The organism is Kitasatospora atroaurantiaca (assembly GCF_007828955.1).
GTDB lineage: Bacteria > Actinomycetota > Actinomycetes > Streptomycetales > Streptomycetaceae > Kitasatospora > Kitasatospora atroaurantiaca.
In genome coordinates this window covers 5,390,715-5,412,651 of sequence record NZ_VIVR01000001.1, presented here as the reverse complement: position 1 = coordinate 5,412,651, position 21,937 = coordinate 5,390,715, and the positions used below count along the sequence as shown (strand labels likewise).

The following is a 21,937-nucleotide window of genomic DNA, read 5'->3' as shown; positions in this document are numbered from 1 at the left end:
CGATCACTCTAGACGGATCAGGCTCCGCAGCAGTCGCCGCCCGCTGCGGCCGGCAGCGGTGCGGGCGCACCGATGGTGGGCAGCCCGAGCATCACGCCCGCGGGCTTGGCGGCGGGCGCAGCCTGGCGCTTCTCCCAGGCGTCGCCCGCACGCGTACGGCGGACGGCCAGGGTCGGCCCCTCGGCGAGCAGGTGGTGCGGCGCGGCGTAGGTGATCTCGACGGTCACCGTGTCGCCCGGCCGGACCGGCTCGGTGGGCCGGGTGAAGTGCACGAGCCGGTTGTCGGGTGCCCGGCCGGAGAGCCGGTCCGTACGGTCGTCCTTCTTGCCCTCGCCCTCGGCGACCAGGATCTCCAGCGTCCGGCCGACCTGCTTCTTGTTCTCCTCCCAGGAGATCTCCTCCTGGAGGGCGATCAGCCGGTTGTAGCGCTCCTGCACCACGGCCTTAGGGATCTGGTTCTCCATCTCGGCCGCCGGGGTCCCGGGCCGCTTGGAGTACTGGAAGGTGAAGGCGTTGGTGAAGCGGGCCTCGCGGACCACGTGCATGGTCTGCTCGAAGTCCTCCTCGGTCTCGCCGGGGAAGCCCACGATGATGTCGGTCGAGATCGCCGCGTCGGGCATCGCCGCGCGGACCTTGTTGATGATCCCGAGGAAGCGTTGCTGCCGGTACGAGCGCTTCATCGCCCGCAGCACGGTGTCCGAGCCGGACTGCAGCGGCATGTGCAGCTGGTGCATCACGTTCGGGGTCTCGGCCATCGCGGCGATCACGTCGTCGGTGAAGTCGCGCGGGTGCGGCGAGGTGAAGCGGATCCGCTCCAGGCCCTCGATCTGCCCGGCGGCACGCAGCAGCTTGGAGAAGGCCTCGCGGTCGCCCAGGTCGGAGCCGTACGCGTTGACGTTCTGGCCGAGCAGGGTCACCTCGATGACGCCCTCGTCGACCAGCGCCTCGATCTCGGCGAGGACGTCGCCGGGGCGGCGGTCCTCCTCCTTGCCGCGCAGTGCGGGGACGATGCAGAAGGTGCAGGTGTTGTTGCAGCCGACCGAGATCGCGACCCAGGCGGCGTACGCGGACTCGCGGCGGGTGGGCAGCGTGGAGGGGAAGGTCTCCAGCGACTCCAGGATCTCCACCTGGGCCTGCTGCTCGACCCGGGCGCGCTCCAGCAGCGCGGGCAGGTGCCCGATGTTGTGGGTGCCGAAGACCACGTCGACCCACGGCGCCTTGCGCACGATGGTGTCGCGGTCCTTCTGCGCCAGGCAGCCGCCGACGGCGATCTGCATGCCCTTGTTGCGGGTCTTCGCCGGTGCGAGCTGGCCGAGGTTGCCGTACAGCTTGTTGTCGGCGTTCTCGCGCACGGCGCAGGTGTTGAAGACCACCAGGTCGGGGTCACCGTCCTGGGCGGCCTTCACGTATCCGGCGTCCTCCAGCAGCCCGGAGAGGCGCTCGGAGTCGTGGACGTTCATCTGACAGCCGTACGTGACGACCTTGTAGCTCTTGGAATCCTGGCTCGTACCCACGGACCCAAGAGTACGAGACCACGGTCCGCACCCGTGACCCTCTCCCGTTCCAGGGCCGGGCCTGGCAGTATCCAGCGCATGACTTCCGCCCCGACCGCCCTGCTGCGCGCGGCGGCCCGCAGCAGACTCTGCCGCGCGGCCGCCGCGTTGCTGCTGGTGGCCGGGGCTTTCGGCGGCTGGTGGCTCTCCTCGCCCGACACCGCCGGCTACCCCAAGGGCGAGAGCGGGTTCGCCACCGGTGTGCCGCGCGGGGTGTACGACAAGTACGGGCAGCTGCTGCGCGAGTACCTCGGCACCTCGATGCCCGGGGTCCGGCTGCGGCTCGACAACTCCCAGGGGTCGGTCGACAACCTGGAGCGGGTGGCCTCCGGCCAGGACTCCTTCGCGATAGCGACCGCCGACGCCGTCGCCACCTACCCGGGGCCGGGCAAGGACCGGCTGCGGGCGATCGCCCGGCTGTACGACGACTACCTGCAGCTGGTCGTCCCGGCCGGCTCACCGGTCAAGCGTGCGGCGGACCTCAAGGGTCTGCGGGTCGGCGTCGGCCAGAGCAAGTCCGGCGTGAACCTGGTGACCAAGCGCCTGCTCGCGCTGGCCGGGCTGGACCCGGACCGGGACGTCACCGCCTCGATGCTGGGCGTCGGCGACGCCGCCGACCAGCTGCGCGCGGGGAAGCTGGACGCCTTCTTCTGGTCGGGCGGCCTGCCGACCGCGGCGCTGACCGACCTCTCCGAGCAGTTCCCGATCCGGATCGTGCCGCTGGGCGACCTCGCCGAGGCGGTCCACCTTCGGGAGGGCGGCGGCACCGACGCGTACCGGGCCGCGACCATCCCCGCCGACGCGTACCCGCAGGCGCACCCGATCGCTACGGCGGTGGCCACCCTTGCCGTCCCGAACCTGCTGGTCACCCGCGACGACGTCGACCCGCTGCTGGTGCAGGGCATGACCCGGGCCGTGATCGACAGCCGCGACCTGATCGGCGCCCGCGTCCACGCGGCCCAACTGGTGGACCTCCGCACGGCCGTCTACACCGACCCGCTCCCCCTCCACGAGGGCGCCCGCCGCTACTACACCTCCGTGAAGCCGTAGCGGCACAGGAGCCAGACGCGTCCTGCGGGATAACCCCAGGGGCGCGCGGGTCAGCTCTTGAGCCGTGGCACGGTCAGGTGGACGGCGAGGCCGGTCGGGTCGACGGGGGCGAAGTCGAGGGAGCCTCCGCCTGCGAGCAGCAGGGTGCGGGCGATCGAGAGGCCGAGGCCCGAGCCGTCCACGTTCTGGTGGCGGGGGCTGCGCCAGAAGCGGTCGCCCACCCGGGCCAGTTCCTCCTCGGTGAGGCCGGGCCCGGCGTCGGCGACCGTCACCGTGACCTCCCGCTTGCGCGTCTCCACGCCCAGCCGGACGTGCTCCCCGGCCGGGGTGAACTTGAGCGCGTTGTCGAGCACGGCGTCCAGCGCGCTCCCCAGGCCGATCGGGTCGGCCAGCCCGAGCGCGGACGGCGGCCCGTCCCAGTCGAGCCGGATCCCCCGCTGCTCGGCCACCGGGCGCCAGGCGTCGATCCGGGCGAGCACCAGGGCGGTGAGATCGACGGACTCGGGCTCGGGCCTGGCGTGCTCGGCGGTGGCCAGGCCGAGCAGGTCGTCCAGCACCCGCGCCAGTCTGGTGCCCTCCTCGCGGACGCCGCCGAGCTCCTCCTCATGGCCCTCGGGGAGCTCCATACCGAGCAGCTCGACCCGCAGCAGCAGGGCGGCCAAGGGGTTGCGCAACTGGTGCGAGGCGTCCGCGACGAAGGCCCGCTGCTGGTCCATGGCGAGCACCACGTTGTCCGCCATGTCGTTGAACGAGCGGGCCAGGCGGCGCAGTTCGGGCGGTCCGACGCTGGCCGCAACGCGGGCGTTCATCCGGCCGGTGGAGATGTCGTGGGTGGCCCGGTCCAGCGTCCGGACGGGGCGCAGGACCCAGCCGGTGAGCCGGATCGCCAGCAGGATGGCGACGATCATGGCGAGGACCTCGCCCGCGCCGAGCAGCATCCAGCGGTGCAGCACCCTGGCGCGCAGCGGTCCGGTCGGGGAGTCGGTGAGCACCACGGCGATCACGTCGCCGTCGCGGACCACCGGGGCGGCGACGGTGAGCGTACGGTCCGGCGTCCAGGGCCAGACCTGGGGCGGGTTGTGGCTGCGCCGCCCGTCCAGCGCCTCCTGGAAGGCCTGCGAGCCGAAGCCGCCGCTCGGGACCTGCCAGTTGTCGGGCGCTATGGCCACCGCGCTGCCGTCCCGGTGGAAGATCCCGACCCGCACGCCGTACAGCTCGTGGTAGCGGGCGGCCTCGGTGGTCAGGGCGTGCAGGCGGCTGGTGTCGCCCTGCAGCGGGGTGGAGTCGCCCTTCATCGCGGCACCGGCCGTCGGCCGGCCCTGGGTGGGCATGTCCTGAGCGAAGCGGGCCGCGTCGTCGATCCGGTCGACCACCACCTTGCTCTGCTCGGCGGCCGCCACGGCGACAGCCAGCGGCACCCCGAGAGCCGCGAGCACGCAGGCCATCAGGGAGAGCAGGATGCCGAGCAGGCGGTTGCGCACGAGCGGTCAGCGCCCCGGTTCGGTGTCGGCGGGCTGCTCGGGGATCAGCCGGTACCCGACCCCGCGCACGGCCTCGACCAGGCCCGGCAGCGCCAGCTTGGTGCGCAGCGAGCCGATGTGGACCTCCAGCGTGCGGCCGTTGCCCTCCCAGCCGCTGCGCCAGACCTCGCTGAAGATCTGCTCGCGCCGGTAGACCACGCCGGGGCTCTGGGCGAGCAGCGCGAGCAGGTCGAACTCCTTGCGGGTGAGCGGCACGTCTCGGCCGTGCACAGTCACCCGGCGGCGCTCGCGGTCGATGCTGATGCCGCGCGCCTCCAGCGGACCGGGCGCCGGCGGCTGCTCGGTCGGCTCCGGCGCCGCGGCGAGTCCTCGGCGGGCCACCGCGTGGATCCGGGCGAGCAGCTCACCCATGTCGTACGGCTTGGTGACGTAGTCGTCGGCGCCGAGGTTGAGGCCGTGGATGCGCGAGCGGACGTCGGCCCGCGCGGTCACCATGATCACCGGGACGCCGCTGTGGGCACGGATCCGGCTGCACACCTCGAAGCCGTCCCGGTCGGGCAGCCCGAGGTCGAGCAGCACCACCCGGTACGGCTCGTTGCCGTCGGGCACCAGCGCATCGAGCGCCTCGTGCCCGCTGCGGGCGTGGCGGACCTGGAAGCCGTGCCGGCCCAGCACGGCGACCAACGCCGCGGCGACCCTTTCGTCGTCCTCGACGAGCAGCAGACGCACCCCGGCCTCCTTTCCGTCGGATCCATGAGTCAGGCCTGGTCCTGCGGAGTATTGTCCAGTCCGCCCGTCCTGTCACCACGCCCCCTGGATCACACCCGCCCGGCGGAGCCGCGTGGCCGGATCGTGATGCTCAAGTTCCGCTCAGATCGGCTGACGTGACATTGTCAGCCCTTCTATGGTCGGCCCACCGGGGGCTGCGAGCTCCGCCGGCTTCCAGCCCCCGGCACCAGCACTACCAGCACTGCAGCCCGGAGGAGTCCGCCCCCGGGTCACACACGAGGGAGCCAGGCGCGCGATGACCGAGACCACCGTCAGCGACACACGGCCCGCTCCGCTGGTGAAACTGAGCGGTGTCAACAAGCACTTCGGGGCGCTGCACGTGCTTCAGGACATCAACCTGGACATCGCCCAGGGCGAGGTCGTGGTGCTGATCGGCCCGTCAGGTTCCGGCAAGTCGACGCTGTGCCGCACGATCAACCGGCTGGAGACCATCGACTCCGGCTCCATAGCCATCGACGGCCGCCCGCTGCCCGCCGAGGGCAAGGAACTGGCCCGGCTGCGCGCCGAGGTCGGGATGGTGTTCCAGAGCTTCAACCTCTTCGCGCACAAGACCGTGCTCGAGAATGTGATGCTCGGCCAGATCAAGGTCCGTAAGGTCGCTCGCGACCAGGCCGAGAAGACCGCCCGCGCCCTGCTCGACCGGGTCGGCGTGGGCGCCCAGGCGGACAAGGTCCCCTCACAGCTCTCCGGCGGCCAGCAGCAGCGCGTGGCGATCGCCCGTGCGCTGGCGATGAACCCCAAGGTGATGCTCTTCGACGAGCCCACCTCGGCCCTCGACCCGGAGATGATCAACGAGGTCCTCGAGGTGATGCGCCAACTCGCCGCCGAGGGGATGACGATGGTGGTGGTCACGCACGAGATGGGCTTCGCCCGCTCCGCGGCCAACCGCGTGCTGTTCATGGCGGACGGCCGGATCGTCGAGGAGAACACCCCCGAGGCCTTCTTCACCGCGCCGAGCAGCGACCGCGCGAAGGACTTCCTTTCGAAGATCCTGCACCACTGAGGCCTTCACTGATCTAGCGTCAGAGCCGATCGGGCGGCCGAGCCCGTTGACGTGCCCGGCCGGGCCGCACTGCGCCCGCCCGGAACTTCAAGCCCACAGCGCCCGGTTGACCCGTGGCCAAGACCGAGGAGAGCAACCCTCATGAGGACTCGTCGCACCATCGCCGCCGCACTGTCCGTGCTCGCGCTGACCGCCGTCGCCGCCTGCGGCAAGGACGGCTCGCCGAACGCCGCGGCCGGCGACAACGCCCCCAAGCTCCCGACGTACCAGGTGAAGACGGACGTCAAGCTGGACGGCTCGAAGACGTGGGCCGCCGCCAAGTCGCGCGGCAAGCTGATCATCGGCGCCAAGGCCGACCAGCCCTACCTCGGCTTCGAGGACCTGTCGACCAACACCCGCAACGGCTTCGACATCGAGATCGCCAAGATGATCGCCGCCGACCTGGGCTTCTCCTACCCCAGCCAGGTCGAGTTCAAGACGGTCGTCTCGGCCAACCGTGAGAACGCGATCTCCCAGGGCCAGATCGACTACTACGTCGGCACCTACACCATCAACCCCAAGCGCAAGGAGTCCGTCTCCTTCGCCGGCCCGTACTTCGTCGCCGGCCAGGACCTGCTGGTGCGCAAGGACAACACCGACATCACCGGCCCGGACTCTCTCAAGGGCAAGAACGTCTGCTCGGTCACCGGTTCCACCTCGGTCAAGCAGATCCAGCCGTACGTCGGTGCGGACAAGAAGGTCACCCAGTACGACACCTACGCCCAGTGCGTGGACAAGCTGCTGACCAACGAGATCGACGCGGTCACCACCGACGACGCGATCCTCATGGGCTACGGCGCCAAGAACGCCGGCAAGACCAAGGTCGTCGGCAAGCCGTTCTCCAAGGAGCCCTACGGCGTCGGCCTGAACAAGGACGACCAGGTGCTCCGTAACGCGATCAGCGACGCGCTCAAGGCCCACGAGGACAACGGCGACTGGAAGAAGGCCTACGACGCCACCCTCGGCCTCTCCGGCGCAACCGCCCCCGCGATCCCCGCCCTGGAACGGTACTGACCGGGCTCTGACAGCCCCTTAGATCGAAAGGAGGGCCGCCGGCATGGGCATACTCTTCGAGGACGGCAACTTCGCGCTGTTCCGCGACGGCTTTCTGCAGACGGTCGAGCTCAGCGCGATCAGCGCCCTGCTCGCCCTGCTGATAGGCACCCTGCTGGCGGCCTTCCGGGTCTCCCCGGTGCCGGCGCTGCGCGCCTTCGGCACCGTCTGGGTCAACGTCTTCCGCAACACCCCGCTGACCGTGCTGTTCTTCGCGGTGGTCTTCGGCCTCCCCAGGCTCGACGTCCACTTCGACAACTTCACCTTCGCGGTGATCGCGCTCAGTGCGTACACCGGCAGCTTCGTCTGCGAGGTCCTCCGCTCGGGCATCAACACCGTCCCGATGGGCCAGGCGGAGGCCGCCCGCAGCCTCGGCATGACCTTCGGCCAGACCCTGCGCCTGATCATCCTCCCGCAGGCGGCCCGTACCGTGCTGTCGCCGATGAGCAGCATCTTCATCGCCCTGCCCAGGAACTCTGCGATCGCCGGTGCGTTCAGCGTGAGCGACCTCTACTTCACGCAGATGACACTGACCGACCGGGGGTACGCCATCTTCGCGATCTTCTTCTGGGTGGCGCTCGCCTACCTGGCCGTCAGCGCCACCGTCGCCCTGCTCTTCCGCTACCTGGAGACCCGCCTGGAGGTGGCCCGATGAGCAGCGACTCCAGCGTCCTGACCGCTCTGCTCTCCGGTAACGAGCCCGGGCGCACCCCCCGGGTGAGCAAGAGCTCCAGCGTCCTGTACGACACCCCCGGCCCCCGCGCCAGGGCGCGGTACCGGGCCTTCGGCGTCCTCTCCGTTCTCGGCATCGCCGGCCTCCTCTGGTACGCCTACGACAGCCTGGCGAGCGCCGGGCAGTTCTCGGCCGCCATGTGGGAGCCGTTCCAGTACACCGCGGTCCAGCAGCGCATCGTGGACGGGCTCCTCGACACCCTGACCGCCTTCGGCGTGGCCGCGCTGCTCTCCCTCGTCCTCGGCGCGCTCCTGGCCGCCGGCCGGCTCTCCGACCACAAGCCGCTCCGCGCCGTCGCCACCGCCGTGGTGCAGTTCTTCCGCGCGATGCCGCTGCTGATCATGATCTTCGCGCTGTACCACTCGCTCTTCGGCACCTCGCCCTTCTGGGCCCTGGTGACCGGGCTGACGCTGTACAACGGCTCCGTCCAGGCAGAGATCATCCGCTCCGGTGTCAACGCCGTGCCCCGTGGCCAGAGCGAGGCCGCCTACGCGATCGGGCTGCGCAAGACCCAGGTCATGCTCACCATCCTGGTCCCGCAGGCCGTCCGGTCCATGCTGCCCGCGATCATCGGCCAACTGGTCGTCACCCTCAAGGACACCTCGCTCGGCTTCGTGATCACGTACACCGAGCTGCTGTACGCCGGGAAGCTGATCGCCAGCAACACGTCCACCGCGGACGGGTATCCGTACATCCCCGTGGTCATCGTGATCGGCACGATCTACATCGGCATGTGCCTGCTGCTCACCGCGCTCGCCAAGTGGATCGAGGCGCGCGGACGCCGCGGCGCGAACCGGCGCACACCTGCCGCTGCTTGACGGACACGCAGGTGATCTGTTGCATTGCTCTTCGTGACACCACCAGGGACCTCCCCCGCCGCAGCTGACGCCGCATCGGCCGCTCTGTCCGTACACCCGGAGGCCCTGCCGTGGACCCGGTGATCATCGTCGGGGCCGGGCCGGTCGGCCTGGCCCTGGCGCTCGCCCTGGCCCGGCACGACGTCCCGAGCATCGTGCTGGACGAAGGCACGGGTGTCTGCCCCGAGGGGCCGCGCAGCGTCGTCCTGACCACCGACACGACCGCGTTCCTCACCCGCCTCGGCTACACCCGCGCCGCCTCCGACGCGGCCCGCTGGGACGCCTTCACCATCTGGCGCCGACGCACCGAGGTCCTGCGGCTGCCGCTCGCCGACACCCCGGTCCTGCACCTCCCGCAGCACCGCCTCCAGCGCGGCCTGCGCGACGCCGTCACCGCCACCCCCCTGATCCAGCTGACCCCGCTCACCCGGGTGGCCGAACTTGAGCAGGACCGCGACGGCGTCAGCGTCCGCACCGTCAACACCCAGGACGGCAGCTCCACCTGGTGGCGCGGCAGCCACCTGGTCGGCTGCGACGGAGCGCGCTCCACCGTCCGCAAGCTGCTCAAGATCCGCTTTCCCGGCCGCCCCGCCGTCGACCGGCACGCCGTCGCCACCATCCGGGTCGACCTGCCGTTCACCGAGGCGCGCCTGCACCGCGAGCCCCCGTGGCGCGGCGACCGCGAAGCCTCCGCCCGCCCGCTGCCCGACGGCCTCTGGCGCCTCGACTGGCGGCTCCCTCCGGGCCGCCCGGCGCCCGCCACCCCCGTCGACCCGCACGCCACCTGGCCCGGCATCGTCACCGGCGACACCCTCCTCGCCCGCGTCAAGGCGACCCTCACCGGCTGGTGCGACGAGCTGCCCCCGTACGAGCTGCTCGCCGCCGCCGACCAGACCGCCCAGCACCGCCTCGCCGCCCGCTTCCGCAGCGGCCGCTGCTTCCTGGCAGGCGACGCCGCCCACCTGCACGGCGCCCTCGGCATGCAGAACCTCGCCGACGGCCTGCGCGACGCCGACAACCTCTCCTGGCGCCTCGCCCTCGCCTGGCATCTCCACGCCGGCGGCCCGCAGCCCGGCGGCTCCCTCCTCGACGGCTACGAGACCGAGCGCCGCGGCGCGGTCGGCGCCCGCCTGCGCGCGGTCGACCAGGCCATGCCCCTGCTCCGCCCGCTGCGGGGCTGGCAGCAGACCCGCCGCTCCCTGCTCACCGGTTCCTTCCGCAAGCACGCCGTCCTCCTCGCGGACGGCCAGCTCGGCACCGGCCGCTTCGGCGGCGCCCCCGCCTACCCGGCGGCGCCCTCCGGCGTCCCCACCCGGGTACCGGTCCAGCGCGGGACCCGGGCCACCTCGCTCACCGAGAGCCTCCCCCCGACGGCACCCGGCGTGCTCGTCGCCGATGTCCCGGTGCTCACCACCGACGGCTCCAAGGACTTCCTGCACGCCCGCCTCGGCGCCGGCTTCCTCCTGCTGCTGGTCGCCCCGGGCACCACGGTCTGGTCCTCCCAGCACTGGCTGAGCGCGGGCCTGATGCCGCGGCTGTCGGAGGTGGCCGCCGCCCTCCCCGTCCCCGCCGAGGTCCTGGTCGCCGAGAGCTACCCCGAGGCCGGCCCGCACACCGTCCTGCTGGTCCGCCCCGACGGCCACCTGGTCGGCACCACCCAGGGCTGCGACGCCGAGGACCTCCAGGCTCTGGCACACCGGGCCCGGGGCGGTCCGGCCACCCTCACCGGGGCGAGCTGAGGCGGCCGCCCCATGGACCGACCGGTCTCAGCGGGCGAACTCCGTCGCACGGCTCTCCCGCACCACCGTTATCCGGATCTGCCCCGGGTAGGTCAGCTCCTCCGCGACCTGCTTGGCGACCTCGCGCGCGATCACCTGCGCGCCCAGGTCGTCGACAAGCTCCGGCTGCACCATCACCCGTACCTCGCGACCCGCCTGCATCGCGAACACCTTCGCCACCCCGTCGTGCGCCCCGGCGATCTCCTCCAGCCGCTCCAGCCGCCGGACGTACGACTCCACCGACTCCCGGCGCGCCCCGGGCCGGCCACCGGAGCACGCGTCGGCCGCCTGCGTCAGCACGGCCTCGACCGTCCTCGGCTCCACCTCCCCGTGGTGCGCCTCGATCGCGTGCACGACCTCCGCCGACTCCCCGTGCCGCCGCGCGAACTCCGCGCCCACCGCCGCATGGCTCCCCGCCACCTCATGGCTCAGGGCCTTGCCGATGTCGTGCAGCAGCGCCGCCCGCCGGACCAGCTCGGCGTCCACCCCCAGCTCCGCCGCCATCATCCCGGCGATGTGCGCCGACTCCACCAGATGCCCGAGCACGTTCTGCCCGTACGAGGTCCGGAACCGCAGGGTCCCCAGCAGCCTGACCAGCTCCGGCCGCATCTCCCCCACCTGCGTCGCCAGCAGCGCGTCCTCACCGGCCCGCACGCACAGCCGCTCCACCTCGGCCCGGCTGCGGTCGTGGAGCTCCTCGATCCTCGCCGGATGGATCCGCCCGTCCGCGACCAAGGCCTCCAGCGTCAGCCGCGCCGTCTCCCGGCGGACCGGGTCGAAACAGGAGAGCTGCACCAGCTCCGGGGTGTCGTCGACGATGAGGTTGACCCCGGTGACGGCCTCGAAGGCCCGGATGTTCCGGCCTTCCCGCCCGATGATCCGCCCCTTCAGATCCTCGCTGGGCAACCGAAAGGCGGACACCACGGTGTCCGCCGTCTGCTCCGCCGCCAGCCGCTGGATCGACCCGGCGATGATCTCCCGGGCCCGCTGGTCCCCTTCGGACTTCGCCCGCCGCTCGATCTCCCGTACGGCGACCGCCGCCTCGTGCCGCGCCTCGGCCTCCGCGAGGCGCACCAGCTCGGCCCTGGCCTGACCAGCGGTCAGACCGGCGGCCCGCTCCAGAACGCGCCGCTGCTCGGCCTCCAGCTCCCGGACCTCCGCCCTCAGCTGGTCCAACTCGGCAGCTCGCCCGGCCAGTTCGGCCTCCCGGGCGCGAAGGCGTCCCAGCTCCTCGGTGAGCCGTTCCTCCCGGCGGTCGAGCTCGGCGCGCAACTGCGCGGCCTGCGTCTCTGCCCACTCCCGGGCCCGCGCCGCCTCGCCGACGGAGCGGCGCTGGGCGGACTGCAGCCGACGGATCATCAACCAGGTGAGCACCAGGACGAGGCAGAGCGCCCCGGCCGACATCACGGCGGCAACCGATCCGACACCCATCGCGATCTTCATCCGGCGCCACTCCCCGTCCCTGCGCGCTCCGCTGCTGCGACGGTGAGGGAGCTGCCGGGGCCGCAGGGTGTTGAGCAGCACGGAACCGACTCCGACCGGCCCTGTGCATGCCTGCCCGCGGCATGATCGAAGTGATCCCTCACTGCTTGTGAGGCTAAGTGCAGGTTACGAAACGGTCAAGATGCGATCGAGAGTTGACCCTCCCCGGACCTGACCGGGCGTCACCACTCCTCCACCACGTCCTCGCCCTCCTCACGCAGGGCGTCCCGCACCACCCGGAAGGCCAGGCCCTCCGGGTAACCGCGCCGCGCCAGCATCCCGACCAGCCGACGCGTCCTGGCCTGCTGCTCCAACCCTCTGGTGGCGCGCAGCTTCCGGTCGACCAGCGCCCGCGCCGCCTGCGCCTCGTCGTCCGCGTCCACCTGCGCGACGGCCTGCTCGACGACCTCGCCGGACACTCCCCGGGTACGGAGCTCCTGGGCCAGCGCCCGCCGGGCCAGGCCCCGCACCGCGTGCCGGGACTCGACCCAGGCCGCCGCGAAGGCCGCGTCGTCGATCAGCCCGACCTCCTCGAGACGGGCGAGCACCTCCTCCGCGACCTCGTCCGGGATCTCCCGCTTGCGCAGGGCGTCGGCCAGCTGCTTACGGGTCTTCGCCGTCCCGGTGAGCAGCCGCAGACAGATGTCCCGCGCCCGGACCGCCGGATCGACGGACTCCTCCTCCGGGCGCTCCCGCTTCTTCTTCCGTCGCTCACGCGGGGGCTCGGGCGGCGCAGCCTCGGGGGCCCGCTCGTCCCGTTCGGCCGTACGCCGCCGGCGCCGGCCCGCGGGCAGCTCGGAAGCCGGCACGACAGCCGGCAGCTCGGCAGCCGCCTCGCCGACCCACCAGTCCGGCGGCCCCCCGTCACCGGGCTCGCTCGGCTCCCCGACCGAGCCCGGCACTCTCTCGTCCCTGTGCTGCATCGACGACTCAGGCCTTGGCGGCAGCCGTCTTCTTCGCCGCGGTCGTCTTGGCAGCCGTCGCGGTGATCGGCTTGGCCGCACCGTCGGCCTCGGCCGCCGGCGCCGCAGCAGCACCCTCCGCCGCCGCCTCGGACTTCGGGCCGATACCCAGCTTCTCCTTGATCTTCTTCTCGATCTCCTCGGCCAGCTGCGGGTTGTCGCGCAGGAAGTTGCGGGCGTTCTCCTTGCCCTGGCCGAGCTGGTCGCCCTCGTACGTGTACCAGGCGCCGGCCTTGCGGATGAAGCCGTGCTCGACACCCATGTCGATCAGGCCGCCCTCCCAGCTGATGCCGTGGCCGTAGAGGATGTCGAACTCGGCCTGCTTGAACGGCGCGGCGACCTTGTTCTTGACGACCTTGACACGGGTGCGGTTGCCGACCGCCTCGGTGCCGTCCTTCAGCGTCTCGATCCGGCGGATGTCCAGGCGGACCGAGGCGTAGAACTTCAGCGCGCGACCACCGGTCGTGGTCTCCGGCGAGCCGAACATGACGCCGATCTTCTCGCGCAGCTGGTTGATGAAGATCGCGGTGGTGTTCGACTGGTTCAGCGCACCGGCGATCTTGCGCAGCGCCTGGCTCATCAGACGGGCCTGCAGACCGACGTGCGAGTCACCCATCTCACCCTCGATCTCCGCACGCGGGACGAGCGCCGCGACGGAGTCGATGATCACCAGGTCGATCGCGCCGGAGCGGATCAGCATGTCGGTGATCTCCAGGGCCTGCTCGCCGGTGTCCGGCTGGCTGACCAGCAGGGCGTCGGTGTCGACGCCGAGCTTCTTGGCGTACTCGGGGTCGAGGGCGTGCTCGGCGTCCACGAAGGCGACCGTGCCGCCGAGCCGCTGGGCGTTGGCCGCGGCGTGCAGGGTCAGCGTCGTCTTACCGGAGGACTCCGGCCCGTAGATCTCGATGACGCGGCCGCGCGGCAGGCCGCCGACACCGAGCGCCACGTCCAGCGCGGTGGACCCCGTGGGGATCACGTCGATCGGGGCGCGGGCCTGGTCGCCGAGGCGCATCACCGAGCCCTTGCCGAACTGCCGCTCAATCTGGGCGAGTGCGGTCTCAAGAGCCTTCTCGCGGTCCGTACCTGCCATGGCTTCCACCCTCGGGTTCTGTGCTGTGCGCTTCATCGTCCTCGACGCTAGCGCGTCCCACTGACAAACGACCCGGATCGGGTTCAGCCTGTGGAAAACTCGCCACCAAGCAGTATAAAGAACATGCGTTCGAATCGAACGCGCAGCCCTACTTCTCCTGGTCACCACCGCCCTGACCTGCGGAGTCCCCCTCCGGGCCGCCCCCGACCATGCGCCGCAACCGGCGCGCGGTCTGCCGTCTGCGCTCCCTCGCCGCCCGGCGGCGCTCCGCACCCCGGTCGATCCGGGGATCGGTCGCGACCTCGTACCGGCGGACATAGGTCCCGACGAAACCCTGCAGCGTGGCGGCAGCCGGGATGGCGATCAGCGCACCGACCGCGCCGAGCAGCGCCGCACCCGCGATCACCGAGCCGAAGGCCACCGCCGGGTGCACGTCCACCGTCCTCGCGGTGATCCGGGGGTGCAGCAGGTAGTTCTCGACCTGCTGGTAGACGATCACGAAGGCCAGCACCCACACCGCGTCCACCGGCTGCACGGTGAGCGCGACCAGCACCGGCAGCGCCCCCGCCAGATAGGTACCGATGGTGGGCACGAACTGCGACATGACCCCGACCCAGACGGCCAGTGCCACCGCGTACGGCAGGCCGATGATCTGGAACATGATCCAGTGCGCGATGGTCGAGGCGACGGCCAGCAGCGCCCGGGAGTAGAGGTAGCCGCCGGTCTTCGCCAGCGCGATCTCCCAGGCCCGCAGGACCTCGGCCTGCTTGGCGGGCGGCAGCAGCGAGCACACCGTCCGCCGCACCCGGGGCCCGTCGGCGGTGAAGTAGAAGGTGAAGAGCCCGACCGTGAAGGCCTGGAACAGCCCGCCGATCAGCGTGCTGGACAGGCCCCACACGTTGTCCGCGGCCTGCTGGGCGTACTTCTCGATGCTCCCGGAGTCCTTGAGCACCTTCTCCTGGAGCTGGTCCATCGACAGGTTCTGGTGGAAGGTCCGGTTGATCCAGTCGATCAGGTTGTTCACCAGGTGCGGCAGGTCCCCGGCGATCTTCGCCACCTGGTCCACCAGGAGCGTGCCGAGCGCGGCGAGGAAGCCCGCGATGGCGACCGCCAGCCCGATGAAGACCAGGAAGGTACCGAGCCCGCGGCGCACTCCGCGGGCGGCCATCCGGTCCACCGCGGGTTCCATGGCCAGCGACAGGAAGAAGGAGACCAGCAGCATCACGAAGAGGTCGATGAGCTGGCGGAACGCCCAGTCGGCGAGCTGGAACACGCCGACCAGCAGCAGCGCCAGCACCATGGCCTTCGGCAGCCAGCGGGGCATCGACTCACCCCTCGGCACGGAGCGCCGGCCGGTGGGCTCATCGGGAGGGGACTGGTCCTGGTACTGGGGAGGAGAGCTGGTGACCACCCGCCCAGTCTCACCCATCAAACGGTCGGGACCGGTCGCCGATCGGTCCCGGTGCGTCGCGATCCCGTCAGCGCTCCGCTCAGCGCCCCGCGTCAGCGCAGCAGTGCGGACACCCCCTGCGTCCGGCAGATCACCCGCCACACGTCCTTGGCCTCCCAGCCGGCCTCCAGCGCCTGGTTCACCGTCCGCCCGCCGAGCTCGCTCATCAGGTGGTCCTTCGCGAATGACTCCGCGTACACCTCCCCGAAGTGCTCGTACATCCGTCGCCAGAACTCGGTCAGCCTCATGTGACCAGTATCCCCAAGCCGCTCCGGACGCCGACGAGCGCTCGGCCTCCGGTCACCCTCGAGGCAGCGCGAGCACACCGGCACCGAAGTACTGGCGCTCGACGCAGCTGCCGGACCCGAACGGGCAGTTGGCCGCCGCGGTCTCGGCCAGCAGCGCGGTCAGCCGGTCGGGGCCCCAGTCGGGGTGCGTGGCGGCGACCACCGCGACCGCTCCGGTGACGTGTGCGGCGGCCATCGAGGTGCCGGCCAGCGCGGCGTACTGCCCGCCCGGCCAGTCGGAGACGACCGCGCCCTGCGCCCCGCCGTCCGGGTCGCCACCGGGCGCGGCCAGCGAGATCCGACCCCGTCCGAAGTTGGAGTACGCGGTCGGCATCCCGCTGCGGTCGACCGCGCCGACCGTCAGCACGCCGGGCAGCTCGCCGGGCAGGCGGATGCACTCGGTGCCCAGGAGCCGGGTCTGCGGGGGGCCGGAGTGCCGGTCGTTGGGGCTTCGCCGGTCGGTCCGGGAGGCGCCGAGGTCCTGGCCGTCGTTGCCGGCCGAGGCGACCACCACCGCACCCTGCCGCTGGGCGTAGGCGACCGCCCGGCCGACGGCCGTGATCAGCGCCGCCTGGTCCCGGTCCTCGGGGCAGTTGTACTTCCAGGGGTCGGCGAAGTAGCTGTCGTTGATCGCCTTGGCGCCGTGGTCGGCGGCCCAGAGCATCCCGCAGACGATGTTCTCCGTGTAGTACTGCCCGAGCGGGCCGAGCAGCCGCACCGCGGCGATCCGCACGCCGGGGGCGACCCCGGTGACCCCCTTGCCGTCCCTCGCCGCGCCGACGATCCCGGCGACATGGGTGCCGTGGCCGCTCTCGCTGACGCCCTGGTCGGGGCGCCAGGCGCCGTACCGGGCGTCGGGCCGGCCGTCGGCGCAGGATGCCGAGGCGCGCGGGTCGACGGCACTGCGCAGGTCCGGATGGGTGTCGTCGACGCCGGAGTCCAGGACCGCGACCAGCACCCCGCGCAGCGCCTGGGCGGTGGGGACGGGGCGGTCGGCGGCCGGGGTGTGCAGCAGGACCGCCGAGGCGGCCGGGGTTGCGGTGGCGCCGATCATGGCCAGGTTCCAGTCGGCCGACTCACCCGGATCGGGCAGCGTCGCCTCGGACTCGTCCCGCGCATCGGCGGACCCGCTGCCGCGCCCGAAGTCACCGGCCCCGACGAGCGGCCCGGGCGGGCTCGGCACGCCCGCCGTCCTGGTGGCACCGACGGCGGCTATGCCCGGGCGGCCGCGCAGCCGGTCGGCGAAGCTGCCGGTGGCGTACACGAGGACGGCGCCGATCTGCGGGTACTCCTGGAGGACCCGCCCGCCCGCCGTCCGCGCCTGGCCGGCGGCCAGCGCCGAGCCCTGCGCGTCCTGGCGTTCGGCCAGCACCAGATAGCTGAGGTACGAGCGGCCGGGCCCGGCGACGTACGGCACGGCCCCGCCGAGCAGGAGGGCGATCACCAGCATCACGAAGAGGACGCGGACAGGGCCGTTTCGGTGCTTTCCGGAACTGCAGTTGGCCAGGCCCACCCGTTCCATCGCGCGGCCTCCGCTCATTCGGCCCGCCCAGGTCACGGGTCCGTTACATAACCATATGAGCGGTATATCCCTTTTGCCCGGTCGAGCTAGGGCAGACGGTGCTTCGGGGCGGGCGCCGCCCTGACTGTCAGTGCGACCCGGCACCATGGGGGCATGGCGCGACGCAGCACCGCAGACCCACTGGAGGGCTTCGCCCCGGCGACCAAGGCCTGGTTCACGGGTGCCTTCAATGCGCCCACCGACGCCCAGACCGAGGCCTGGGCCGCCATCGGCCGCGAGACGGACGTCCTGGTGGTCGCGCCCACGGGCTCGGGCAAGACGCTGGCGGCCTTCCTCTCCGCGCTGGACCGGCTCAGCCACACGCCGCCCCCGGCCGATCCCAAGCGCCGCTGCCGGGTCCTCTACATCTCGCCGATCAAGGCCCTCGCGGTCGACGTCGAGCGCAACCTCCGCGCCCCGCTGGCGGGGCTGCGCCAGGCCGCCGTCCGGCTCGGCCTGCCCGAGCCCGAGGTGCAGGTCGCCATCCGCTCCGGCGACACCCCGGCGGCCGACCGCCGCCGCTTCGCGAGCCACCCACCCGACATCCTCATCACCACCCCCGAGTCGCTCTTCCTGCTGCTCACCTCGGCCTCCCGGGAGGCCCTGCGCGGCATCGACACGGTGATCCTGGACGAGGTCCACGCCGTCGCCGGCACCAAGCGGGGCGCCCACCTGGCGCTCAGCCTGGAGCGGCTGGACGAGCTGCTCGAGCGGCCCGCCCGCCGGATCGGTCTCTCCGCGACGGTGCGGCCGGTCGAGGAGGTGGCCCGCTTCCTGAGCCCGCAGCGCGGTGCGGCGATCGTCCAACCCCCGGCGGCCAAGGAGTTCGACCTCTCGGTGGTCGTCCCGGTGGCCGATCTGGACGAGCTGCCGGCCGACACCGACGACCCGTCACGCCAGGCCTCCATCTGGCCGCACGTCGAGGAGCGGATCGTCGACCTGGTCCAGGCCCACCGCTCGACCATCGTCTTCGCCAACTCCCGCCGCCTCGCCGAGCGGCTCTGCAACCGGCTCAACGAGATCGCCGTCGAGCGCGCCGACGGCACGCCACTACCCGGCGCCCACGCCCCGGCTCAGCTGATGGGCGGCTCGGGAGCCGCCGCAGGTGCTCCGCCCGTGCTGGCCAGGGCGCACCACGGCTCGGTCTCCAAGGAGCAGCGCTCGCTGGTCGAGGAGGAGCTGAAGGCCGGCCGGCTGCCCGCCGTGGTCGCCACCTCCAGCCTGGAGCTGGGCATCGACATGGGCGCGGTCGACCTCGTCGTCCAGGTGGAGTCGCCGCCCTCGGTCGCCTCCGGCCTGCAGCGGGTCGGCCGGGCTGGCCACCAGGTCGGCGCGGTCTCCACCGGCGTGGTCTTCCCCAAGTACCGGGGAGACCTGGTGCAGTCCGCCGTGGTCACCGAGCGGATGCGCGCCGGGCAGATCGAGGCCCTGCGCGTCCCGCGCAACCCGCTGGACGTGCTGGCCCAGCAGCTGGTCGCCATCACCGCCCTGGACACCTGGGATGTCGACGAGCTGCTCGCCCTGGTCCGCCGGGCCGCGCCGTTCGCCACCCTCCCGCAGTCCGCCTTCGACGGCGTGCTCGACATGCTCGCCGGGCGCTACCCCTCGGACGCCTTCGCCGAGCTCCGCCCCCGCCTGGTCTGGGACCGCGTCGCCGGTACGGTCACCGGCCGCCCCGGCGCGCAGCGGCTCGCCGTCACCTCGGGCGGGACGATCCCCGACCGAGGGCTGTTCGGCGTCTTCATCGCGGGCGCCGACCCCAAGAAGGGCGGCGGGCGGGTCGGCGAGCTGGACGAGGAGATGGTGTACGAGTCGCGGGTCGGCGACGTCTTCACCCTCGGCACCACCTCCTGGCGGATCGAGGAGATCACCCACGACAAGGTCCTGGTCACCCCCGCGCCCGGCATCCCGGGCCGACTGCCCTTCTGGAAGGGCGACACCCTCGGCCGTCCGCTGGAGCTCGGCCGGGCGCTCGGCGCCTTCGTCCGCGAGCTCGGCGGTCTGAAGCCAGATCAGGCCACCGAGCGGCTGCGAAAAGCCGGCCTCGACGACTGGGCGGCGGGGAACCTGCTGACCTACCTCGCCGAGCAGCGCACCGCCTGCGGCCACCTGCCCGACGACCGCACCATCGTGGTCGAGCGCTTCCGCGACGAGCTCGGCGACTGGCGGATCGTCATCCACTCCCCCTTCGGCGCCCAGGTGCACGCCCCCTGGGCGCTGGCCCTCGGCGCCCGCCTGCGCGAGAAGCACGGCCTCGACCCGCAGGTGATGCACGCCGACGACGGCATCGTGCTCCGCCTGCCCGACGCCGACCTGCTGGACTTCCCGTCCGACAAGCCGACACCCGAGGAGGCCCCGGTCGGCGCCGACGCCGCCCTCTTCGACTCCGGCGAGATCGAACAGCTCGTCACCGACCAGGTGGGCGGCTCCGCTCTCTTCGCCTCCCGCTTCCGCGAGTGCGCCGGCCGCGCCCTGCTCCTCCCGCGCCGCAGCCCCGGCAAGCGCACCCCGCTCTGGCAGCAGCGCCAGCGCGCCTCCCAGCTGCTGGAGGTCGCCTCCGAGTACGGCTCCTTCCCGATCGTCCTGGAGGCCGTCCGCGAGTGCCTGCAGGACGTCTTCGACGTGCCCGGCCTGGTCGAGCTGATGGGCGATCTGGAGTCGCGCGCCGTACGGCTGGTCGAGGTCACCACCCCCGAGCCCTCGCCCTTCGCGCGCTCCCTGCTCTTCGGCTACGTCGCCCAGTTCCTGTACGAGGGCGACTCCCCGCTCGCCGAGCGGCGGGCCGCCGCGCTCTCGCTGGACTCCCGGCTGCTCTCCGAGCTGCTCGGCCAGGCGGAGCTGCGCGAACTGCTCGACCCGGCCGTGCTCGCCGAGCTGGAGGCGGAGCTCCAGCGGCTCACCCCCGACCGGCGGATCAAGGACGTCGAGGGCGTCGCCGACGCCCTGCGGCTGCTCGGCCCGCTGAGCGAGGCGGAGCTGACGGCACGTGGGGCCGAGCCGCTCTGGGCGCTCGAGCTCGAAGCCACCCGCCGGGTCATCCAGGTCCGGGTGGGCGGCGAGCAGCGCTGGGCCGCGATCGAGGACGCCGGACGGCTGCGCGACGCGCTCGGCACCCCGCTGCCGGTCGGCGTACCCGAAGCCTTCACCGAACCCGTCAAGGATCCCCTCGGCGATCTGCTGGCCCGCTATGCCCGCACCCACGGCCCGTTCACGGCCGCCGAGGCGGCCGACCGCTTCGGCCTGGGCACCGCCGTGGTCACGGGCACCCTGCACCGGCTGACGGCCGGGGGCCGACTGGTCCAGGGCGAGTTCCGGCCCGTCGAGGGCCATACCGCCACGGTCGAGTGGTGCGACGCCGAGGTGCTCCGCCGACTGCGCCGCCGCTCGCTGGCCGCACTCCGCCAGGAGGTCGAGGCCGTACCGCCGCGGGCGCTCGCCGCCTTCCTCCCGCAGTGGCAGCACCTGGGCGGCCACCGGCTGCGCGGCCTGGACGGGCTGCTGCGGGTGGTCGAGCAGCTCCAGGGCACCGCCCTGCCCGCCTCCGCCCTGGAGAAGCTGATCCTCCCGGCCCGGCTGACGGACTACTCGCCGGGCATGCTGGACGAGCTCACGGCGGCCGGCGAGGTCAGCTGGTCCGGCGCGGGCGCACTGCCCGGCAACGACGGCTGGGTCAGCCTGCACCTGCCGGACTTCTCCCACCTGCTGCGCCCGGAGCCGGTGCCGCCCGCCCTGACACCCGTGCACACCGCCCTGCTGGAGGCCCTCGCGGGCGGGTACGGCCTGTTCTTCCGTCAGCTGGGCGAGCGTCTGCCCGAGACCCCGGAGCCCGAGATCGTCGAGGCTCTCTGGGACTTGGTCTGGGCCGGGTACGTCACCAACGACACCCTGGCCCCGCTGCGCGCCCTGCTCGGCTCCGGCCGGACGGCGGGCTCGACCGCCCACCGCGCACCCAGGTCCGTCCCTCGCGGCCGGTACGGCGGCGCCGGGCGAGCCCTCGGCCGCCCGGCCGGGGCCCTGCGCTCCGGGCCGCCGACGGCCGCCGGGCGCTGGTCCCTGCTGCCCGAGTTCGCCGCCGAGCCGACCGCCAGGGCCGCCGCCCAGGCGCAGAGCCTGCTGGACCGGCACGGCGTCCTCACCAGAGGCACCGTGGCCGCCGAGCGGGTGCCGGGCGGCTTCGCGGGGGTGTACCGGGTGCTGGCCGCCTTCGAGGAGCGCGGGCGGGCCCGGCGGGGCTACTTCGTGGAGGGCCTGGGCGGCGCCCAGTTCGCCATGGACGGCGCGGCCGACCGGCTGCGCGCGGTCAACGGGCGCCTGGAGCGAGCCGGTGCCACCGAGTGGCCGGGTACGGGCTCCGCCGAGCCGCCGCAGGTCCTGGTGCTGGCCGCCGCCGACCCGGCCAACGCGTACGGCGCCGCCCTGCCCTGGCCCGAGCCGCCCACCGCGGCCGATGCCAAGGCCGCCGCGCACCGGCCGGGCCGCAAGGCGGGAGCGCTGGTGGTCCTGGTCGACGGCGAACCGGCGCTGTACGTCGAGCGCGGCGGGAAGTCCCTGCTGGCGTGGAGCGCGCAGGCCCCGGCGGTCGAGGCGCTGGCCGCGGCCGTACGTGAAGGCGCTCTGGGCCGGAGCGTGACGATCGAGCGTGCCAACGGCGAATCGGCGCTCACCTCACCGCTCGGCCAGGCCCTGGAGGCCGCGGGCTTCCACCCCACCCCGCGCGGCCTGCGCCTGCGCAGCTGAGGCAGTCGGCGCACCCACAGGGGCGCGTGGGG

The 21,937-nt window shown here is 72.7% G+C and carries 16 protein-coding genes; 7 read left to right on the top strand and 9 right to left on the bottom strand.

The window, feature by feature from the left end; all coding sequences use genetic code 11:
• Positions 1–17: 17 nt before the first annotated feature.
• A complete protein-coding gene (gene miaB, locus FB465_RS24545; protein ID WP_281292355.1) occupies positions 18–1,514 on the bottom strand; it encodes a tRNA (N6-isopentenyl adenosine(37)-C2)-methylthiotransferase MiaB in 1,497 nt (498 codons plus the stop codon).
• Between the two features lie 78 nt (positions 1,515–1,592).
• Between miaB and FB465_RS24540 the strand changes: the two genes are divergently transcribed.
• A complete protein-coding gene (locus FB465_RS24540; RefSeq protein ID WP_145793907.1) occupies positions 1,593–2,603 on the top strand; it encodes a TAXI family TRAP transporter solute-binding subunit in 1,011 nt (336 codons plus the stop codon).
• 50 nt (positions 2,604–2,653) lie between these two features.
• Here FB465_RS24540 and FB465_RS24535 read toward each other — a convergent pair whose 3' ends face one another.
• On the bottom strand, positions 2,654–4,084 hold the full coding sequence (locus tag FB465_RS24535; RefSeq protein ID WP_145793905.1) for a sensor histidine kinase: 1,431 nt from the start codon (positions 4,082–4,084) through the stop codon (positions 2,654–2,656).
• A 6-nt stretch (positions 4,085–4,090) separates the two neighbouring features.
• Positions 4,091–4,813, bottom strand: coding sequence for a response regulator transcription factor (locus FB465_RS24530; RefSeq protein ID WP_145793903.1), 723 nt, complete (start codon positions 4,811–4,813; stop codon positions 4,091–4,093).
• A 334-nt stretch (positions 4,814–5,147) separates the two neighbouring features.
• On the opposite strand from FB465_RS24530, the gene FB465_RS24525 reads away from it, so the two are divergent.
• From FB465_RS24525 to FB465_RS24505, 5 genes are all read left to right on the top strand, one after another.
• A complete protein-coding gene (locus FB465_RS24525; RefSeq protein ID WP_211786002.1) occupies positions 5,148–5,876 on the top strand; it encodes an amino acid ABC transporter ATP-binding protein in 729 nt (242 codons plus the stop codon).
• A gap of 141 nt (positions 5,877–6,017) precedes the next feature.
• Positions 6,018–6,929, top strand: a complete 912-nt coding sequence (locus FB465_RS24520; protein WP_145793899.1) for a glutamate ABC transporter substrate-binding protein — start codon at positions 6,018–6,020, stop codon at positions 6,927–6,929.
• A 43-nt stretch (positions 6,930–6,972) separates the two neighbouring features.
• Positions 6,973–7,623, top strand: coding sequence for an amino acid ABC transporter permease (locus FB465_RS24515; protein WP_145793897.1), 651 nt, complete (start codon positions 6,973–6,975; stop codon positions 7,621–7,623).
• Complete coding sequence (locus FB465_RS24510) at positions 7,620–8,519, top strand: amino acid ABC transporter permease (RefSeq protein ID WP_145793895.1); 900 nt, start codon at positions 7,620–7,622, stop codon at positions 8,517–8,519. The genes FB465_RS24515 and FB465_RS24510 overlap by 4 nt, the downstream gene beginning before the upstream one ends.
• Positions 8,520–8,629: 110 nt before the next feature.
• Positions 8,630–10,297 (top strand): FAD-dependent monooxygenase, encoded by a 1,668-nt coding sequence (locus tag FB465_RS24505; protein ID WP_145793893.1) that lies wholly within the window; start codon positions 8,630–8,632, stop codon positions 10,295–10,297.
• Between the two features lie 27 nt (positions 10,298–10,324).
• On the opposite strand, the gene rny is transcribed toward FB465_RS24505, so the two are convergent.
• The 6 genes from rny to FB465_RS24475 form a co-directional block, all read right to left on the bottom strand.
• The gene (gene rny, locus FB465_RS24500) at positions 10,325–11,860 is read right to left on the bottom strand and encodes a ribonuclease Y (RefSeq protein WP_246192814.1); all 1,536 of its coding nucleotides are present in this window, start codon (positions 11,858–11,860) and stop codon (positions 10,325–10,327) included.
• A gap of 140 nt (positions 11,861–12,000) precedes the next feature.
• Entirely contained in the window at positions 12,001–12,741 is a 741-nt protein-coding gene (locus FB465_RS24495; RefSeq protein WP_145793892.1) for a regulatory protein RecX, read from the bottom strand.
• 7 nt (positions 12,742–12,748) lie between these two features.
• Positions 12,749–13,870, bottom strand: coding sequence for a recombinase RecA (gene recA, locus FB465_RS24490; RefSeq protein WP_145793890.1), 1,122 nt, complete (start codon positions 13,868–13,870; stop codon positions 12,749–12,751).
• 148 nt (positions 13,871–14,018) lie between these two features.
• Positions 14,019–15,194: an AI-2E family transporter gene (locus FB465_RS24485; protein ID WP_170290682.1), complete on the bottom strand. Its 1,176-nt coding sequence runs from the start codon at positions 15,192–15,194 to the stop codon at positions 14,019–14,021.
• A 179-nt stretch (positions 15,195–15,373) separates the two neighbouring features.
• On the bottom strand, positions 15,374–15,568 hold the full coding sequence (locus tag FB465_RS24480; RefSeq protein WP_145793886.1) for a DUF3046 domain-containing protein: 195 nt from the start codon (positions 15,566–15,568) through the stop codon (positions 15,374–15,376).
• A gap of 52 nt (positions 15,569–15,620) precedes the next feature.
• The gene (locus tag FB465_RS24475) at positions 15,621–17,129 is read right to left on the bottom strand and encodes a S8 family peptidase (RefSeq protein WP_145793884.1); all 1,509 of its coding nucleotides are present in this window, start codon (positions 17,127–17,129) and stop codon (positions 15,621–15,623) included.
• A 153-nt stretch (positions 17,130–17,282) separates the two neighbouring features.
• On the opposite strand from FB465_RS24475, the gene FB465_RS24470 reads away from it, so the two are divergent.
• Positions 17,283–21,905 carry an ATP-dependent helicase gene (locus tag FB465_RS24470; RefSeq protein ID WP_145793882.1) on the top strand — a complete coding sequence of 1,541 codons (4,623 nt, stop codon included), beginning with the start codon at positions 17,283–17,285 and terminating at the stop codon, positions 21,903–21,905.
• The last annotated feature ends 32 nt before the right edge of the window (positions 21,906–21,937 follow it).

Excerpts from the sequence above, each read along its gene's own strand:
- FB465_RS24540 (WP_145793907.1), top strand. The coding sequence starts at position 1,593 with ATGACTTCCGCCCCGACCGCCCTGCTGCGCGCGGCGGCCCGCAGCAGA.
- FB465_RS24520 (WP_145793899.1), top strand. The coding sequence starts at position 6,018 with ATGAGGACTCGTCGCACCATCGCCGCCGCACTGTCCGTGCTCGCGCTG.
- FB465_RS24515 (WP_145793897.1), top strand. The coding sequence starts at position 6,973 with ATGGGCATACTCTTCGAGGACGGCAACTTCGCGCTGTTCCGCGACGGC.
- FB465_RS24510 (WP_145793895.1), top strand. The coding sequence starts at position 7,620 with ATGAGCAGCGACTCCAGCGTCCTGACCGCTCTGCTCTCCGGTAACGAG.
- FB465_RS24495 (WP_145793892.1), bottom strand. The coding sequence starts at position 12,741 with ATGCAGCACAGGGACGAGAGAGTGCCGGGCTCGGTCGGGGAGCCGAGC.
- recA (WP_145793890.1), bottom strand. The coding sequence starts at position 13,870 with ATGGCAGGTACGGACCGCGAGAAGGCTCTTGAGACCGCACTCGCCCAG.
- FB465_RS24485 (WP_170290682.1), bottom strand. The coding sequence starts at position 15,194 with ATGCCCCGCTGGCTGCCGAAGGCCATGGTGCTGGCGCTGCTGCTGGTC.
- FB465_RS24480 (WP_145793886.1), bottom strand. The coding sequence starts at position 15,568 with ATGAGGCTGACCGAGTTCTGGCGACGGATGTACGAGCACTTCGGGGAG.
- FB465_RS24475 (WP_145793884.1), bottom strand. The coding sequence starts at position 17,129 with ATGGAACGGGTGGGCCTGGCCAACTGCAGTTCCGGAAAGCACCGAAAC.
- FB465_RS24470 (WP_145793882.1), top strand. The coding sequence starts at position 17,283 with ATGGCGCGACGCAGCACCGCAGACCCACTGGAGGGCTTCGCCCCGGCG.